This window comes from Pseudomonas sp. SED1 (assembly GCF_034044025.1).
GTDB lineage: Bacteria > Pseudomonadota > Gammaproteobacteria > Pseudomonadales > Pseudomonadaceae > Aquipseudomonas.
In genome coordinates, this window is record NZ_JAXCIS010000052.1 from 23,711 (window position 1) to 39,806 (window position 16,096).

At 62.0% G+C, this 16,096-nt stretch carries 15 protein-coding genes; 1 reads left to right on the plus strand and 14 read right to left on the minus strand.

Annotation, left to right across the window (positions count from 1 at the left end; genetic code table 11):
* Positions 1–45: 45 nt before the first annotated feature.
* The 10 genes from mdcH to SNL23_RS07765 all read right to left on the minus strand — a co-directional run bounded on the left by mdcH (position 46) and on the right by SNL23_RS07765 (position 7,700).
* Entirely contained in the window at positions 46–951 is a 906-nt protein-coding gene (mdcH, locus tag SNL23_RS07720; RefSeq protein WP_318301954.1) for a malonate decarboxylase subunit epsilon, read from the minus strand.
* Complete coding sequence (locus SNL23_RS07725) at positions 948–1,544, minus strand: malonate decarboxylase holo-ACP synthase (protein WP_318301955.1); 597 nt, start codon at positions 1,542–1,544, stop codon at positions 948–950. Before SNL23_RS07725 ends, mdcH begins: the two co-directional genes overlap by 4 nt.
* Complete coding sequence (gene mdcE, locus SNL23_RS07730) at positions 1,538–2,314, minus strand: biotin-independent malonate decarboxylase subunit gamma (RefSeq protein WP_318301956.1); 777 nt, start codon at positions 2,312–2,314, stop codon at positions 1,538–1,540. The genes SNL23_RS07725 and mdcE overlap by 7 nt, the downstream gene beginning before the upstream one ends.
* Positions 2,311–3,153 (minus strand): biotin-independent malonate decarboxylase subunit beta, encoded by an 843-nt coding sequence (locus SNL23_RS07735; RefSeq protein WP_318301957.1) that lies wholly within the window; start codon positions 3,151–3,153, stop codon positions 2,311–2,313. Before SNL23_RS07735 ends, mdcE begins: the two co-directional genes overlap by 4 nt.
* The gene (locus SNL23_RS07740; protein WP_318301958.1) at positions 3,146–3,445 is read right to left on the minus strand and encodes a malonate decarboxylase subunit delta; all 300 of its coding nucleotides are present in this window, start codon (positions 3,443–3,445) and stop codon (positions 3,146–3,148) included. The genes SNL23_RS07735 and SNL23_RS07740 overlap by 8 nt, the downstream gene beginning before the upstream one ends.
* The gene (locus SNL23_RS07745) at positions 3,445–4,293 is read right to left on the minus strand and encodes a triphosphoribosyl-dephospho-CoA synthase (protein ID WP_318301959.1); all 849 of its coding nucleotides are present in this window, start codon (positions 4,291–4,293) and stop codon (positions 3,445–3,447) included. Before SNL23_RS07745 ends, SNL23_RS07740 begins: the two co-directional genes overlap by 1 nt.
* On the minus strand, positions 4,294–5,964 hold the full coding sequence (gene mdcA, locus SNL23_RS07750) for a malonate decarboxylase subunit alpha (protein ID WP_177079252.1): 1,671 nt from the start codon (positions 5,962–5,964) through the stop codon (positions 4,294–4,296). It lies immediately after the preceding gene.
* A gap of 326 nt (positions 5,965–6,290) precedes the next feature.
* A complete protein-coding gene (locus SNL23_RS07755) occupies positions 6,291–6,719 on the minus strand; it encodes a hypothetical protein (RefSeq protein ID WP_318301960.1) in 429 nt (142 codons plus the stop codon).
* Positions 6,682–7,311: a nucleotidyltransferase domain-containing protein gene (locus tag SNL23_RS07760; RefSeq protein WP_318301961.1), complete on the minus strand. Its 630-nt coding sequence runs from the start codon at positions 7,309–7,311 to the stop codon at positions 6,682–6,684. Before SNL23_RS07760 ends, SNL23_RS07755 begins: the two co-directional genes overlap by 38 nt.
* 62 nt (positions 7,312–7,373) lie before the next feature.
* A complete protein-coding gene (locus SNL23_RS07765) occupies positions 7,374–7,700 on the minus strand; it encodes a DUF6124 family protein (RefSeq protein ID WP_102370093.1) in 327 nt (108 codons plus the stop codon).
* A gap of 422 nt (positions 7,701–8,122) precedes the next feature.
* On the opposite strand from SNL23_RS07765, the gene SNL23_RS07770 reads away from it, so the two are divergent.
* On the plus strand, positions 8,123–8,410 hold the full coding sequence (locus SNL23_RS07770; RefSeq protein ID WP_318301962.1) for a HigA family addiction module antitoxin: 288 nt from the start codon (positions 8,123–8,125) through the stop codon (positions 8,408–8,410).
* Between the two features lie 196 nt (positions 8,411–8,606).
* Here SNL23_RS07770 and SNL23_RS07775 read toward each other — a convergent pair whose 3' ends face one another.
* From SNL23_RS07775 to SNL23_RS07790, 4 genes are all read right to left on the minus strand, one after another.
* Positions 8,607–9,005, minus strand: a complete 399-nt coding sequence (locus SNL23_RS07775) for a hypothetical protein (RefSeq protein ID WP_318301963.1) — start codon at positions 9,003–9,005, stop codon at positions 8,607–8,609.
* A gap of 16 nt (positions 9,006–9,021) precedes the next feature.
* Positions 9,022–9,405: a polymorphic toxin type 44 domain-containing protein gene (locus SNL23_RS07780; RefSeq protein ID WP_063026529.1), complete on the minus strand. Its 384-nt coding sequence runs from the start codon at positions 9,403–9,405 to the stop codon at positions 9,022–9,024.
* Between the two features lie 308 nt (positions 9,406–9,713).
* On the minus strand, positions 9,714–10,169 hold the full coding sequence (locus SNL23_RS07785) for a chemotaxis protein CheW (RefSeq protein ID WP_010167660.1): 456 nt from the start codon (positions 10,167–10,169) through the stop codon (positions 9,714–9,716).
* Entirely contained in the window at positions 10,162–16,002 is a 5,841-nt protein-coding gene (locus SNL23_RS07790; protein WP_318301964.1) for an Hpt domain-containing protein, read from the minus strand. The genes SNL23_RS07785 and SNL23_RS07790 overlap by 8 nt, the downstream gene beginning before the upstream one ends.
* Positions 16,003–16,096: the final 94 nt, after the last annotated feature.

Sequence of the window (16,096 nt, forward strand, 5' to 3'; positions counted from 1 at the left end):
ACCCGCTCTATCTATTAACCGACCAGCATCAGCCTTGGTGGAGCTCTATCGGTGATGGTTTCCCTCCTCTCGCAGCAAGGCCTGCAAGGTGTCCAGACGGGCGCCTTCGAAGGCGATGACGGTGCCTTGCTCGAACACCCGCCGCGCGAGGCCCGTGAGCACGGCGCCGGGCGGCAGTTCGATATGCAGGCGCACGCCACGCTCAAAGGCGCTTTGCACAGTGCCGCGCCAGTCGACGATGCGGCACATGTTGAAGGCGAGGTCGTCGCGCAGGTGTTCGGTGTTGTGAATTGGCCGGGCGCGGGTGCTGCTCAGGTAAGTGATGCTCGGCGGTTTGAGTGTCACTTCAGCGAAGGCTTGGGCCAGTGTTTCGGCAGGTTTTTCCAGCAGCGCACAATGGGACGGCACGCTGACGGCCAGGCGTTTGGCGACGCCGTTGCCGCGGACTAGATTGGCGACTGCTTTCATTGCTTCGTCGCTGCCCGCGATAACCGTCTGGTTATCGGCGTTGATATTGGCCAGGTACACCGGGGTCTGCTGGCTGTTGACCTGGGCGAGCAAGGCTTCGACAGTGGACAGGTCCGGGCCGATAAGGGCGGTCATGCCGTAGCCGTGGGGATACGCTTGTTGCATCAGTTCGCCGCGCAGGCTGACGAGTTTCAGCGCATCGGCAAACTCCAGGGAGCCGGCAATAACGGCCGCCGGATAGGCGCCGATGGATAGGCCGGCTACGTAATTGGGGCTGTGTTCCAGCAAGCGCGCACTGGCCACGCCGGCAATCAACAGGCATAGCTGCACGGCGCGGGTGGAGGCCAGCGCTTCGGCAGAGTCGAGTTTCAGCACGTCTTCATTCAAGGCAGCACTGGCTTCGTCCAGCACCGCGCGCGGCAGCTGCTGGAGCATGCCGGGACGCTGGGCGCCCTGCCCCGGAAAGGCCAGGAGGCTGCTCATGCAACGGCCTGCCACGGGTCGATCACCAGCTGCGCGCCACCGGCATTTTTCAGCAGTACGCGGCGTGAACCACCGGCCCACTCGCGCAACGCGACGGCGCCAAACGGCGTTTGCAGTTGCAGGTCTACGGTGCACACCGCCGTGTCGAGTATCGCCAGCAAGTCCTCGGCATCGCCGCGATCAAGCCGCTCGGGCGTGCGCAGAATCAAATCCAGATCACTTTTGGCGTGCAATGCTTCGATGCCGCTGGCCAGTTCAAAACCGGCACTGCCAGTGACGCCCCAGTTCTCCTTCGCCAACACCGGACGCAACTGAGCGAGTGCCTGCAACGCCGGTAAATCCCGTGGAGAGATCACACCGCGCAAGTCTTCCGGCACCACGCATCGCCGCACGGCCGCGATCGGCATCACGGCGGCAAAACGTTGCTCGCGCAAGCGCCCACGTACACCCACCGCCACATGGCCCAGCGGCGCGATGGCACGCCGCACCACCACCGGATGCCCAGCGACCAATGCATCCAGCACCCAGGCCGGCGCATCAGCGGGGGCATGCACCGGGGTCATGCCCCAGAGCAAGTCGTGGGCGTTCACCATTGCTCCCGCAGCAGTTGGCGCACATGGCTGGAGGCCGCACGATTGGTGGCGCCCAGGCGACCGCTCAGGTCACAGCCGCTCGCTCGCACGTCCTTAATCGCATGCAGCAGGCAATCGCTGACCCGCGCAATATCTTCGGCAGTGGGTTGCTCAATCTGGCTGACCGACAAGGTCTCCCAGAGCAAGCCAAGGCTCGCATAGCTGTCGATGTCATAGGCCATCGGCGGCACGCTGGCGGCCAGGGCTTCCAGCTCTTCGACACTGCGCAGGGTGACCCGCGCCGCCGAGGCTTTGCCCATGGCATGCACCATCACGCCAGGATCGCGCAGGGCAATCAGGCGGTTGGCCTGGTAACCATGGGCGAGGAAGGCGCCGGACATCGCCTTGCCCACCAGCAGCGCGATCACCGGGTGACCGGCCAACCGGGCGCGAGCGTAGCTGTCGGCAGCGGCGGCCAGGGCTTGATGGATGCCCAGGGCCTCTTCGCGACGACCATAAGCCTGGCTCGGCACATCGACGATGGCAATCAGCGGACGCTTGTCGCCGGTGTCGATCGCTTCATCAACCGCCTTGGCCAAGACCCAGCCTTCCAGCAAACCGACCTCACCGTTGCGAGCGCGGGGAAAGCGGTTTTGTGCATCGGTGACCACCGCGATAAAGCGCACCGGCTGATCACCGAGCACACCGTCGGCGACTTTCAGCGAGTTCGGCAAACCGCTTACCGGCGTTGCATCGCCGCTCAATGCGTTGAACCACTGCAAGCCTCTCATGAGCGTTCTCCCTGATACAGATCGCGAACCGTCGCCGGGTCGATTTGCGGTTCGGCGTTCAGTGCAGCCAGCCGTTCCAGATAGTGTTCGACCTGGCGGCTACGCTGTTTTTCCGGCAAGCCTTGTTGCAGCAGTTCGGTGATTTGCTGCTGAATCTGCGCCACGTCGTCGGCCACATACCGGTCGGCCAAGCCGCTGTTAAAGCGTTGCTCACCGCCCGTCAGGCTCCAGATGAAGGGCCGGTCGCGGGAGTCGTATTCCTCAAGCCCGGCTTCCTGCTCGATCACCTGCGGGCCGTTGAGGCCAAGGCGCGCCTCACGGGTCACCAGCAGATAACTGCACAGGCCTGCCGCGATGGACATGCCGCCAAAGCAACCGACGCTGCCCGCCACCACGCCGATCACCGGCTGGTACTGGCGCAGGTCGACAATCGCCGCGTGGATATCGGCAATCGCGGCCAGGCCCAGGTTGGCTTCCTGCAAGCGCACGCCGCCGGTTTCCAGCAGCAGGACGGCGCGAGTCGGGATGCCGTTGCGGTTGTCTTCAGCGGCCAGTTCCAGTGCGCCGGCCATCTTCGCGCCGCCGACTTCACCGAGGCTGCCGCCCTGGAAATTGCCTTCAATAGCGGCGATGACCACCGGCAAGCCGGCGATGCTGCCCTTGGCAATCACCACGCCGTCATCTGCCTGAGGCACCACGCCCTGGCGACTCAGCCATGGCGACATGACGCGCTGGAACGGATCGATCAGTTCGCGATAGCTGCCCGCATCGAGCAAGGCCTTGGCCCGCTGCCGGGCGCCGAATTCGACGAAGCTGTGTTTGTTGAGCAAGTCAGTCATGACCGATCTCCTCGAAGCCCTGCTCCAGGCGCAAACGCACCACGCCGGGTGTGGCGCCAAAGTCGTGGATATCGATATTCAGTGCGGGAGGCGTCTGCTCCTGGAAGATCCGTTCAAACAGGTGCTGCCAACGTAACTGCGCACCATTGACCGAGGTCTGTACCTGGATCGTCAGGGTGCCGGCGCTGCCCGGTTCCAGCAGCACTTCCAGGTCGCCCGAGCCGACGCAGCCCACCAGCGCGCGGCCTTTGGCAGGCGGCCCGGCGGGGAATTCAAAGGATAAGGTTTCCATCACAGCGCTCCGTCGAGGCGGTCGATAAACAGGCAGGCGGCCAACAGGTCGGCGGCGCCACCGGGGGAGGCATTCAGCGCCAGCAGTTGCTGGTCCAGCTCGTGCAGTTGGCGGCGGCCGGCGAGGCTCGCACTGCCGCCGGCGTCCAGCACCGCTTGGGCGCCTTGTTGCATGGCCTGCAAGCCTTCAGGGCCGGCGCGGTAGAGCACGCAGGTGTCGGCCAGGTCCGTCATGATCGCCAGCAAGGCATCGAGGCGAGCGTTCTGTTCGCCGTGTTGTTGCAGGCGGCTTTTTTTCAGCTGTGGCAGGCCGCGTTGCAGTACGGATGGGAAGCCCAGTTGCGCTTCTTCACGGGCACCCCGAGCGCCGTAGCGTTGTGCGACCTGGGCGCCGTGGCTCAGCGGTTGCGGTGCGTAACGGTCGTTGAGCAAGGCCAGGCGGGCAGCGCGCAACGTCACTGCGTTGGCCGTGCAGGATTCGGGTTGCAGTGCGGCGGCGGCGACTAACAGGCCGAGCGCCCAGATCGCGCCACGATGGGTATTCACGCCGCTGGTAGTGACAAGCATCGCCTGTTCGCCTTCGCGACCGATGCGCCCGAGGGCTTCGCGCAAGGGCAAACCCACTTCGCCACATTCAACCGCCGCTTCGGCCATTTCCTTGAACGCCGGCCACAGCGACAGCGCCGAGGCGTGCATCAAGCCGAGGTGCAAATCGGTATGGGCGCCGTTGCCGCGACGGTCCACCAGGGCCGGTTTCGGCGACAGGTCGGCTTCATCAATCAAGGCGTCGACGGCCATGTCGGCCAGGCGTTCGGCCAGTGTCAGGTCGTGCAGTTTGAGTGCGTGCATTTACCAGCTCCTGAACTTGGCGGGCGGGTTGTACAAGCCACCGGACCACTCCACCAGATCGGCCACGCTCTTGGCGGCCAGCAACTCGCGGGTGGCATCGGTGCGGCGGATGCCGAGGTCTTCGGGCAGCGCGATCAGGCCTTCGCGGCGCATGCGCGCGGTGTCCTTGGGGTTGTGGCGCATGCCGATGGCGGTCACGCCGGCCACGGCAGCGATCATCGCCTGGCGCTCTTCCAGGGAGCGGGCCTTGTACAGGTAGGCGATGCCTTCTTCGGTGAGCAGGTGAGTGACGTCGTCGCCGTAGATCATGATCGGCGCCAGGGGCATGCCGCTTTTGCGCGCCACTTCCACCGCATCGAGGGTTTCGACGAAGGTCGGTTTGCCGCCTTCCTGGAAGGTCTCGACCATTTGCACCACGAGTTTTTTGCCACGTTCGAGCAAGGCTTCCGGGGCGTCGTCATGGCGCATGTCGAGCCAGGCGGGTGTGCCGTGGCGGCGACCGCGTGGGTCATGGCCCATGTTCGGCGCACCACCAAAACCAGCAAGGCGGCCACGGGTGACGGTGGAGGAGTGGCCGTCCCCATCGACCTGCAAGGTGGCGCCGATAAACAGATCCACCGCGTATTGGCCGGCCAGTTGGCAGAACATCCGGTTGGAACGCAGCGAGCCGTCGCGGCCGGTGAAGAACACATCCGGCCGGGCGGCGATGTAGTTCTCCATACCCAGTTCGGTGCCGAAGCAATGCACGCTTTCCACCCAGCCGCTTTCGATAGCCGGGATCAAAGTCGGGTGAGGGTTGAGAGTCCAGTTGCGGCAGATCTTGCCCTTCAGGCCCAGGGATTCACCGTAGGTTGGCAGGATCAATTCGATGGCCGCGGTGTTGAAACCGATACCGTGGTTCAGGGACTGAACGTTGTGTTTCTCGTAAATGCCACGGATCGCCATCATCGCCATCAACACATGCACGGGCTTGATGTGCCGTGGGTCGCGGGTGAACAGCGGTTCGATGTAGAAAGGCTTGTCGGCGACCACCACGAAATCGACCCAGCTTGCCGGAATATCAACGCGCGGCAGGTCGGTGACGTCATCCACCAGTTGGTTGACCTGGACGATGACGATGCCATCGCTGAAGGCGGCCGGCTCGATCAGCGCGGGTGTGTCTTCGGTGCTGGGGCCGGTGTAGATATTGCCGGCGCGGTCGGCCATGAAACCGGCGGACAAGACCACGTTGGGAATCAGGTCCACCACCAGCCGCGCGTAGAGTTCGATGTAAGTGTGGATCGCGCCGATCTCCAGCAGGCCGTCTTCCAGCAACTGGCTGATGCGCAGGGATTGGGTGCCGGCGAAGGAGAAATCCAGCTTGCGGGCGATGCCCTTTTCAAACAGGTCCAGGTGCTCGGAGCGGCCGACACTGGGCATGATCATGTGCAGGTCGTGGAGCTTGGCGGGGTCGGTCTTGGCCAGGGAGCGGGAGAGGAAATCGGCCTGCTTCTGGTTGTTGCCTTCCAGCACCACACGGTCGCCGGGGAGGATCAGGGCTTCCAGGGCTTCGACGATGCGGTCGCTGGGGAGAACGGCGCCATCGGCGAAGGATCGCACCAGTGCGAGCCGGCGCTGCTTCTCATCGCGCCGCCGCGTCCAGCGCGAGTCGGGGGAAGTTGTTGTTGTCATGGTCGCTCCACGGGATTTGCTGTCGTGGGCTGTACCTTAGGAGGGTATTGGGGGGGCATCAATCAAGCTGCGCGGTGGATCGTTACGACTGGAGTAATGGTTCGCCAGCAAACGCTGAGGCTCGAGCTAAGCGCCGTTCAAATGTGGGAGCGGGCTTGCTCGCGAAAGCGGTGGGTCAGTTGATAAATCTGGTACTGACACACCGTATTCGCGAGCAAGCCCGCTCCCACATTTCGTTCAGCGGTGTTTGTGAGAGGTGCGAATCAGTCCCAAAATGGGAACGATCAGTCCCTTTTGGGGACTGATCTAACTTCATCACCCAGCCGCTATTTCTGATGAGTCACCAACTGTTCGACCTCCATCAACAGCGCTTGAGTCTGCGCAATCAGTTGCTCCAACAACCCCTCATCCTCATCCATATACCCTTCATATTCCGCCAGGTTGCGGCGCTCGTGGCATAGCGCAAACAGTCTTACCTGAACCTTGTTGGCTCCGGTGGTATGAACCAGGCATTGGAACACCAGATAGCGCTTGTCCGAGCGATAGCCGTGCAAGCGCAAGGCTGTGAGGGCGATTGCATGGGCGGCGTTGTAAGCCAAATCAAAACGGCTGGCGAAAGATAATTGCGGGGTTTTGGCGTCCTCCAATCGATCACAGGCAGAGCGCATCAACCCATCACATTCCTTGCGATCCGGCGGCTCAGTCTTCAAGCCACCACTACGTTGCAGGTTCTCCAGGTTTGCCTTGCTGTCCATCCTTGGACTCCACGGGGTTTTCCCCAATCAGGTTGATCTTGTCCTGCTCCGTCACCCGCTGCACAAAACTATGACCGGCATTCCATTTGCCGATCCAGTCTTCGGGGGTATAGAGCGTCGGGTTGATGGTGCGGCCCAGCTGCTCTTCCAGCGGCATGAGCTGCTCCATGACTTCACTGTAGTTGAGGCTTTCGCCGATCAGCATCAGATCTATGTCACTGGATGAGTGCGCCTCACCCTTGGCGATGGAACCGTAGATAAATGCCCACTTGAGTTGCGCGGCAAAGGGAGCCAGTGCGTTGCGCAATGGCTCATCCAGGCTCAGGGTCTTGCGCACGATGGCCAACAGCTCCGAGTAAACAGGGCACTGCGGATTGGCCTGGTAGTGGGTTTGGTTGCCCTGGCGCGTCACCGTCAGGATGCCTGCCAACTGCAAACGCTCCAGCTCGCGGGTCAGGCTGCCCTTGCCCACCTTTGCCCAGCGGGCGATTTCATTGGTGAAGAAGCTTTGGTCGGGCTTGCCAAAGAGCAAACCCAAGACTTTCTGCTGAGTCACGGTGAACAGCGCAGTGCTAAGGGGCAAGGTTTGCATGGCAGCGGCCGAAGAGTCCCAAAAAGGGAACGATAGGTCCCTTTTTGGGAACGATCAAGTTTTTAGGCTGCGCAAGAAGGAGCAACCTGCTCCAGTGCCTGATCAACCAGTAACTGCCCCAGCTCACTCATCTGCTGAATGGCCAGCACCACGCCGCGCTGGGAGCCTTCCAATTCGAAGGCCAGGTTGGAAGTCAGGGCGTTGAGTGAGGCAAAGGTTTCAGATGCGTTGGCCAGCAGGGCTTCGGTGGATTGAGAGGGCGTGACGGTAAAGAGTGAAGATGAAGCGGAAGTCGGAAAGTAATGATCCATTGCACGCTCGGCGGCGGCCTGGAGTTTGCGGTGTTCGATTTCGGTGTTGTGGGGCGGATTGGGGGTAGGTTTGAACATGATGAAACTCCTAAACAGATGAGTAAGGAGCGCCACCGTTCGCTTGCACGCGAATGAGGGTGGCGACCGTGCGCAGGTGTGCAAGACCGGGCCTGTTTAGGACACCCAGCAGGTCCGAAGACCTCCTGCGCGCAGCCGCCATAAAGCAGCGAGCACAAAAAACGCCCGTTGGATGGCTGGGCGTTTGTACGCCTAAACAGTTTCGTCGGACTTGCACGTCCGTGTCACCGTTTTTTGCGATGACGGACGAAGACTAGGCGCGATCGCAGGGCACAACAAGTTCATGCACAGCGCGAGAGGTTGCAGGAAAAATCCGATCGTAGAGCACGAGCTGATTGCTCCTACGAACTTTTCGGGTTGTTGCTCGGAACCTGTCTCTTTAGCCTTCATGGCTAAACCAGATAGCCGCAGGACACAACCGAATGGGTATGCATAATCCTCCTCACCCAGGCGGAATCCTGCTTGAGGACGTGATACCGGCCTTGGGCATCACCATTACTGAAATGGCACGGCGCCTTGGCTTCGCCAGAGAGACCCTCTCTAGAATCCTCCACGGACACGCGCCGATCAGCCCGGACCTTGCGGTAAGGCTTGAACGGGCAGGTATCAGCAAAGCTCGGTTGTGGCTTTCGATGCAAAGTGCCTATGACCTGTGGCAGGCAGAGCATCGAGATCAACCGAAAATCGAACGCTTTGCACGGATTGATTAAGCAAAAATCCGACCGAGCGCTCAACGCGCCATGACGTTAATCAACAAATACAAAATGAACGAAGGTCCAAAACAAGGTTTCCCCTGCGCACTCTCAATTCTCCAGATTGACGCCACCGTGCAGATTTCCCTGGGTGCTGCAAACTCCACGCTGATGTGCACGGGTTGACCTGATGCACCCTCTCTGAATGGGCAATCTAATGAACAGCAACCGGCTCAAGTTTCATACGCACATCGCTCTTGCCGAGGTTTTCCAGGGCAAAGCTGCTGTACTCATAAACTCGTCCTCGTACAGTCAGGTGAATTCCCGATTCATCATCCATGACTTCCAACGAGGGTTCCTGAGTTTTCAGAAACGGTGACTTCGAAACCAACCCGGTCAAAATCGCTCGCTCATCACTAAAATCCGGATGGACGTAATAGCGATAACTGAACCCCACAGTCGCCCCGCCACCGCTGTCGCGAACACCGTAGATTGAACTGCCATTGCCCAAAGAATGATTGAGCACAACCTGATCCAGTTCTGGTGTGCCGGGACTGAACAGCCAACCCAATACAAGGTACGCCAGACACACCGCCAACAACGTATTCAGCATGGCCTGCAATGGCCACTTAGTACCCCTGGGACTTGGCATAGTCGATGCCCTCTTTGATCCAGTGCTGGTCACTATGGTCATCGCCATAGGGCGCATCTCCCCACCAGCTTCCGAATTCTGGACGGGAAGTCCCAGCCGCTTTTTGTGCCGCACCAGCCGCTCTTAACAACACGCTTTCGGGGATACCCAGGACGGTGCCGGTAACTCCATAGTTGAAGTTGCCGAACGCCTCATACTCCCGACTCTTTTGCTTGTAGTCCCAAGGCCCACGCCCCCTGACCTGTGAGTAAAACCACGAGTAGGTGAACGCCGAGCCTGGCTTCAAGTGCAATCGTTGATTGTTCGCCAAGGCGATATTGTCTTGTAGAGAAACGCCCGGGGGCATTGGAGGGGTGGCCATTCGCGAATCCTTGCTGATGGGGATGAGCGATAAAAACTAGCACTCAAAAACCAGCAAAAATCCCGAGAACTGACTTCCAGAAACTTCAGACGTCACTCTCGTCCCTGCCTTACATGGATTCCAATCGGGAGTCACCGTAAGACTGGAACGGCTCTTGTCCGCTCGTTCCCACGCTCTGCGTGGGAATGCATCCCGTGACGCTCCGCGTCACCACAGCGCAAGACTTGAGCCTTGCATCGCCAGTTGGACGCAGAGCGTCCGAGGCGGCATTCCCACGCGGAGCGTGGGAACGATCATCAACAGGGAGGTCAGGCCAATCCGGCCTCGACCAACAACGCCTCCAACCCCATCAAATCCGGCACCCTGGCCACATGCTCCCCCACCTGCACCGCCGCCAGTTCCAGCGGGCACAGCGGTACGTCCACATAACTCAGCTGGCTATCGAGCTTGTACGAACGCGGAATTCCCTGGATCACCAACGCGATAAACTTCAACGTCGGCCGTCCTCCAAGGGCGTTCAGCACCACAATCCGTGCGCGCTCTCCCACCACGCCCGACTCGCCACACGCCGCTTCAAAGCTGATCAACGGCAACTGCCGATCCCGCCATGTGACTTGCCGCAGGTACCACGGCGGCGCGTCGCTGGCCGGTTCGCCGCGCTGGAAGTCGATCAGCTCGGCCACGGCGACGTTGGGCAATAACAGGTGGCGGTCGGCCAATGGCAGCAGCAAGCCAGTGAGTTGCGTAGCGCGGTGATCAAGCACGGGACTTGCTCCAATAAGCGATGCTTTCCAGCAACACCGACTCTTGATAAGGCTTGCCGAGGTAGTCGTTGACGCCAATCGCCATCGCACGATCACGGTGTTTTTGCCCGGTGCGGGAGGTGATCATGATGATGGGCATGCGCATCAGCCGTGGGTCGTCGCGCACCTGGATCGCCACTTCGAAGCCGTCCATGCGCGGCATTTCGATGTCGAGCAGCATCAGGTCCGGGGTGTGTTCTTCCAGCACGGCCATGGCGTCGATGCCGTCCTTGGCGGTGAGGACGTTCATGCCGTTGCGCTCCAGCAGGCGGCTGGTGACTTTGCGCACGGTGACCGAGTCGTCCACCACCAGTACCAGCAACGGGCGCTTTTTCAGGGGGTCGTTGAGGATCAAGGGCGCCTCGACCGCCTGGGCCGGCAAGGCCGGTGGCCGCGCGCGGATATGCGCCAGCAGGTCGATGATCAGTACCACGCGGCCATCGCCGAGGATGGTTGCGCCCGACAGGCCCTTCACCCCGGCAAATTGCGGCCCCAGGCCCTTGACCACGATCTCCCGGGTGCCGGCCATGGCATCTACCTGCACCGCCACGCGCCGCTCGTTGCACTGCACCAGCAACACCGGCAGCGGCTGGTATTGGCCGAGCAGGTTCGGGCGGCCAACGGTGTGCAGCAGGTCGCCAAGGTAGAACAGCTCGTAGCGCTGGCCGGCGTATTCGTAACGCGGCGGATTCAGTTGATAGTGCCCTTCCAGCTCATGGGGCATAACCCGCACCAGGCCTTCGATGGTGTTCAGCGGGATCGCGTATTGATCGTCCGCGCACTGCACCATCAACGCCTGGTTGACCGACACGGTGAACGGCAGGCGAATGCGAAAGTGCACGCCCTCCCCCGGCGTCGAATCGATAACCATCGAACCGCCCAGCTGGCGCACTTCTTCATGCACCACGTCCATGCCGACGCCACGCCCGGAAATCTGAGTGATTTTTTCGGCGGTGGAAAACCCCGGTTGCAGGATGAACTGCAACACGTCGCGGTCGCTGATTTCCAGGTTGGGGTCGAGCAAACCGCGCTTGATCGCCTTGCGCCGAACCGCTTCAAGGGGCACGCCGGCGCCGTCGTCGCGCATGTCGAAAACGATGTCGCCGCCTTCGTGGGTCAGGTCCAGGGTGATCCGGCCTTTTTCAGGCTTGCCCGCCAGCAACCGCGCATCGCGGGATTCCAGGCCATGGTCGACGGCGTTGCGCAGCATGTGTTCCAACGGCGCGACCATGCGTTCCAGCACGTTGCGGTCCATCTCGCCTTCGGCGTTACCGACGATAAATTCCACATCCTTGCCCAACTCGCCCGCCACCTGCCGCACGATGCGTTTAAGGCGCGGCAGCATGCGTTCGAAGGGCACCATGCGCGTGCGCATCAGGCCTTCTTGCAACTCGGTGTTGATGCGCGCCTGTTGCTGCAAAAGGTTGTGGGCATCCTGGTTGCGACGCTCGAGGGTTTCCTTGAGGTCGAGCAGGTCGGAGGCTGACTCGAACAGGGCCCGGGACAGTTGTTGCAGTTGGGAATGGCGGTCCATTTCCAGCGGGTCGAATTCTTCGTAGCCCAGGCGTTCGGCCTCAGCCTGTTGGCGGCTGAGAATGCGACCCTGGGTTTCGGTGTCGAGCCGGCGCAGTTGGTCGCGCATGCGCTCGATGGTGGTTTCCACTTCATGCAGGGCGATGCTCGCGTCGTTGACCTGCTGCTCGATACGCCCGCGAAAGATCGAGGTTTCACCGGCCAGGTTGACCAGGTCATCCAGCAAGTCGGCAGAGATCTTCACCATGTCGGCGGCCGGATCGCTGGCCGGCACCGCTTCGGTTTTGGTGGCCGCCAACGCCACCGGTGCGGCCGTCACTTCAGCCGGATGCACCAGGCTTTTGATCCGCTCGATCAGCAGATCCACCGAGCCCACCGGCATTCCCGCCGCCACGGCTTCGATCATCTGCGCCAGGCGGTCGTGGCAGCCTTGCAGCAACGCGAAGAGTTCAGCCGAGGGCGCCAGCAACCCTGCCGACAAGCCTTCGTAGAGAAACTCCAGCTCATGGGCCAGATCGCCAATCGGGCCGATCTCGACCATGCGGGCGCCGCCCTTGAGGGTGTGCAGGTCGCGCAGCAGTGTCTCGACTTCCTGGCGATTTTTTGGCTCGGCCTGCCAGCGCAACAGCGCGGCGCCGGAGCTGTCTAGGATGTCGGCGGCTTCTTCGAGAAAGATATCCAGCAGCTCGGGATCACTGCCTGGTGTCTCGACTTCGGCGGCGGCTGCGGGCGCCGCTTGTACGGTGCCTTGGCGCAACTCACGCAAGTGGCTGATCAGGTCGGTGGAGTCGCTCAGCGGCTGCTGGTGTTGCAGTTGCTCAAGCAGCAGTGCCAGTCGCTCATGACTGGCCATCAACACGTTCGCCAACTCGCTGGAATAGCTGTAGCGACGGTCCACCAAGCCTTCGTAAAGGTTTTCCAACTCAAGGGCCAGGTCGCCCACCGCACCGATTTCAGCCATGCGTGCACCCCCCTTGAGGGTGTGCAAATCCCGTTGCAACGACGACAGCGGTGCTGCGTTATCCGGGTCCAGCAGCCAGCGTTTCAGGGACTGGCCGGCGCTGTCGAGAATGTCTACCGCCTCTTCAAGGAAGATCTCGACGATCTCATCGTCTACCGCAAAACCTTGGTCCAACTTCGCCGTGGCGGCGCCCAGTTCGGAAATGCTCAGCGCACGGCTGCCATCGGTTTTGATCAAGCCGGTGGCGGACGGGTCGAGGCCTTCATCCAACAGCTCGCGCAGGGCTCGAACCCGTGCCGGAGCCGCGCTGATTTCCTGGCCGGCAGCCAGTTGGTCGAGCATGTTGATCAGCGCTTCGTGGGCCTGTTCAGCCTCGTGGAAGAAGCGCTCGCTGACCGCCAGGCTGCTTTCTTCCACCGCGCCGTAGAGGTCGAGCAAGGCTTCGCACAACTCATCCATCGAGTGCAGGTCGGCCAGGTGCGCGCCTTCGCCGAGGGTGGTCAGCTCGTCCAGCAGTGCACTCAGTTCCTGCCGCTCGCCGGGATGTTGTTGCCAGCGGCGCAGCAAGCTTTCGGCGTCCAGCAGGATATCCATGCCCTGGGCCAGGAAGTTGGCAATCAACTGCGGGTCGCGCTTGATCCGCAGGCCGGTGTTGGGCGCATTCAGCAAGGCTTCAAGCTGGCTGTTCAGCAAGTTCTGTGTGCGTTCGATCAACCCTGCCGCACCGGTGATGTGCGCATGGGGATCGCTGTCCAGCTGGCGCACCCCGCGCTGGAACAGCGCCTCGGCCTCCAGCAGCAATTCAATTTCATCCAGGTCCAGCGGCAGGCGATGGGCCTTGTATTCGCGGGTCAGGTGATCCAGCGGTCGCGCCAGTTCGGCGATGGGCAACACGCCGGCCATGTAGGCGCTGCCCTTGAGGGTGTGCAGTGCGCGTTGCAGTTCATCGCTGACTTGCAGCGGCAGGTGCTCGGTGGCCTGTTGCAGGAAATGGTTGAGGCTGTCGAGGTGGCTCTGGGCTTCGTTGCGGAAGATCTCCAGCAACTGCGGGTCCAGGGTGGCCGGGTCTGTGGCCGACGGTTCGACACCGCTGGCCAGGGCGTGAGCCCGCGCCGCCAGTTCGTCTACGTCGTCGCGCTGGCGCTGGGCATCGTCGGCGAAATCGGTGATCAGCTCAGGCAGCAATTCCAGCACGTCATCCAGCACCGCTTGCACATCAGGGCCCGGCGCAACGCTGCGTTCCAGTATGCGGTTGAGCAGGTTTTCCACCGCCCAGGCCAGCTCCGCCAACACCAACGCGCGGACCATGCGACCACTGCCTTTCAAGGTGTGGAAGGCGCGGCGCATTTCGCTCAGGGTGGCCTTGTCTTCCAGGCTCGCGGTGCCGGTAGGTACGTAGCGGTGCAGCACGTCGAGGACTTCGGTGGTTTCTTCGAGGAACACTTCCCGCAGTTCGTCGTCGATGGGCTCTTCGCCGGCAGGCGGTGGCAGCAGGCTGCCAGGGCGTTGGAGGGCTGGCGGGTTGAGGCGCGAGGTGGGGCTGGCCAGCGCATCCGCGAGAAACGGGGTTTGTTCCGCCGGCGTGTCATCCTGGGCGAGCAGCGCCTGGCGCCACGGCTTCTCGGCCGGCAAATAGCCCAGTGCAGCGAGGCCTTCGGCGGCGACTTCCAGCACCCGTTCGCCCGGGGCGTCGTGGTCCTGCAGCATGCGTTCGAGGTAATACTCGAGACTGGTGAGCACATCGGCAAAATGCTCGAGCTGCGCCTCGGAAGGCGCTGCCTCACTGACCATCAGTTGCTCGTTGACGTAGTCATTGCAGCCGCGCATCAGGCTCGCCGCACGCGGCAGCGGAATCATCGCCAGCGCACCGCGCACCTGGGTCAGCAACTCGGGCAGTGACTCCAGACGCTGGCGGTCCCAATGGGCTTCGATGCAGTCGATCACCAGCTCTTTGGCCTGGGTCAGGCACTGGCAGGATTCGCGGATCACCAGGTGGTGGATCTGCGTCAAATCGGTGGTGGGCAGGCGGCTTTCTTCGCGGCGTTCCGGCTCGACAGTGCCGACCATCCCGGCCAGCGTGGCCTCGACGTAGAGCAACGCACCGGCGACATCCATCAATACCGCGTCGTTGGGCTCGCGCTGCCCTTGGGCCAGGCCGAGCACCACCGCCAATTGGTCGATGATCACTTTGCGCGGCTGGCCGAAACCCAATACCGCCAGGGTATCGGCGATCTGGCGCAAGGGCGCCAGCAAGGCTTCAAGGTCGGAGGCGTGCTGGCGGTCGCTGCGTACGAACAGGTCCAGGCGTTCCTTGACCCGCACCAGCTCCTCACACAGCGCGCCGAGCACCGAGCCCATGGCGTCGCGGTCCGGGCCGGCCAGGCGGGCGCGTTCGGCGTCCACTACGGCGCTGTCGGGCAGGGCTTCATCGAGGCCATAACGTTCTTTCAAACTTTGCATCCGTGGAGTCGGTCGGGTGACTTTGGCGACGTAGAACAACAGGCTCTTGAGCAACTCATCCGGGGCCGGGGTGTTGATGCCGTTGATGCCCTGGATCAGCAGGCGCTTGAGTTCCTTGTCGCAGGCTTTGAGCAAACTGCGCAACGCCGGGCTGTTGGCGACCACGCCAATGAGCATGCCTTCCACCAGCGCCGAGGTCACCTGCCACAACGGTAACAGCGGCGCACCATGGCACAGGGCTTCGAGGCGGGCGAAAACCCGTGCCATGTCTTCCAGGTTGCTGGGGCCGTGGTCTTCGCGCAACAAACCAACCAGCGCCTGTTGCAGCATCTGCCGCCACTGACGCAGCAGCCCGGGGAAATCCTCCGGCGTGCGCTGGGCCAGCGCCTCCTCGGGCAGTGGCGGGATAATCAGCAGTTGCGGGCTGAACAGACTGGTTTCCGAGAGCAGGCTTTCGCCGCGTACGCTGCGCAGGTCGTTGAGCAGCGGCAACACCACCAGGGGCAGGTCGCGGCGGGCGCTGTGCACGCGGTCGAGGTACAGCGGCAGTTGGCCGAGGCCCTGTTGCAGCAGGCGAATGCCTTCGTCGCGCTGACTCACGCGCGCACCTTGCAGGGCGAGGGCCAGTTGTTCCATTTCTTCGGCGAACAGGGCCGCGCCGTAGAACTCGACCATCAGCAAACTGCCATGGACCTGATGGATGCATTCCAGGCATTGGCCAATGGCTTCGCTGCTGCCTTCTTCTACATAGGCGTCCAGCGCCGAACGGGCCTGTTTCAGGGTTTCGGCAATTTCGCCCTTGACCCATTCGAGGGCCACGTAGTCGTGCCGATCAACCATAACTGCTCCCGTCTGAATTCATGAGTTGCCGTGTTGCTTGAACATAACGCCCTGTAGGAGCGAGCTTGCTCGCGAAGAGCGCTAACGATGACGC

Excerpts from the sequence above, each read along its gene's own strand:
- mdcA (WP_177079252.1), bottom strand. The coding sequence starts at position 5,964 with ATGACAACAACAACTTCCCCCGACTCGCGCTGGACGCGGCGGCGCGAT.
- SNL23_RS07765 (WP_102370093.1), bottom strand. The coding sequence starts at position 7,700 with ATGTTCAAACCTACCCCCAATCCGCCCCACAACACCGAAATCGAACAC.
- SNL23_RS07735 (WP_318301957.1), bottom strand. The coding sequence starts at position 3,153 with ATGACTGACTTGCTCAACAAACACAGCTTCGTCGAATTCGGCGCCCGG.
- SNL23_RS07775 (WP_318301963.1), bottom strand. The coding sequence starts at position 9,005 with ATGCTGAATACGTTGTTGGCGGTGTGTCTGGCGTACCTTGTATTGGGT.
- SNL23_RS07745 (WP_318301959.1), bottom strand. The coding sequence starts at position 4,293 with ATGCACGCACTCAAACTGCACGACCTGACACTGGCCGAACGCCTGGCC.
- SNL23_RS07790 (WP_318301964.1), bottom strand. The coding sequence starts at position 16,002 with ATGGTTGATCGGCACGACTACGTGGCCCTCGAATGGGTCAAGGGCGAA.
- SNL23_RS07770 (WP_318301962.1), top strand. The coding sequence starts at position 8,123 with ATGGGTATGCATAATCCTCCTCACCCAGGCGGAATCCTGCTTGAGGAC.
- SNL23_RS07740 (WP_318301958.1), bottom strand. The coding sequence starts at position 3,445 with ATGGAAACCTTATCCTTTGAATTCCCCGCCGGGCCGCCTGCCAAAGGC.
- SNL23_RS07725 (WP_318301955.1), bottom strand. The coding sequence starts at position 1,544 with ATGGTGAACGCCCACGACTTGCTCTGGGGCATGACCCCGGTGCATGCC.
- SNL23_RS07760 (WP_318301961.1), bottom strand. The coding sequence starts at position 7,311 with ATGCAAACCTTGCCCCTTAGCACTGCGCTGTTCACCGTGACTCAGCAG.
- SNL23_RS07755 (WP_318301960.1), bottom strand. The coding sequence starts at position 6,719 with ATGGACAGCAAGGCAAACCTGGAGAACCTGCAACGTAGTGGTGGCTTG.
- mdcE (WP_318301956.1), bottom strand. The coding sequence starts at position 2,314 with ATGAGAGGCTTGCAGTGGTTCAACGCATTGAGCGGCGATGCAACGCCG.
- mdcH (WP_318301954.1), bottom strand. The coding sequence starts at position 951 with ATGAGCAGCCTCCTGGCCTTTCCGGGGCAGGGCGCCCAGCGTCCCGGC.
- SNL23_RS07780 (WP_063026529.1), bottom strand. The coding sequence starts at position 9,405 with ATGGCCACCCCTCCAATGCCCCCGGGCGTTTCTCTACAAGACAATATC.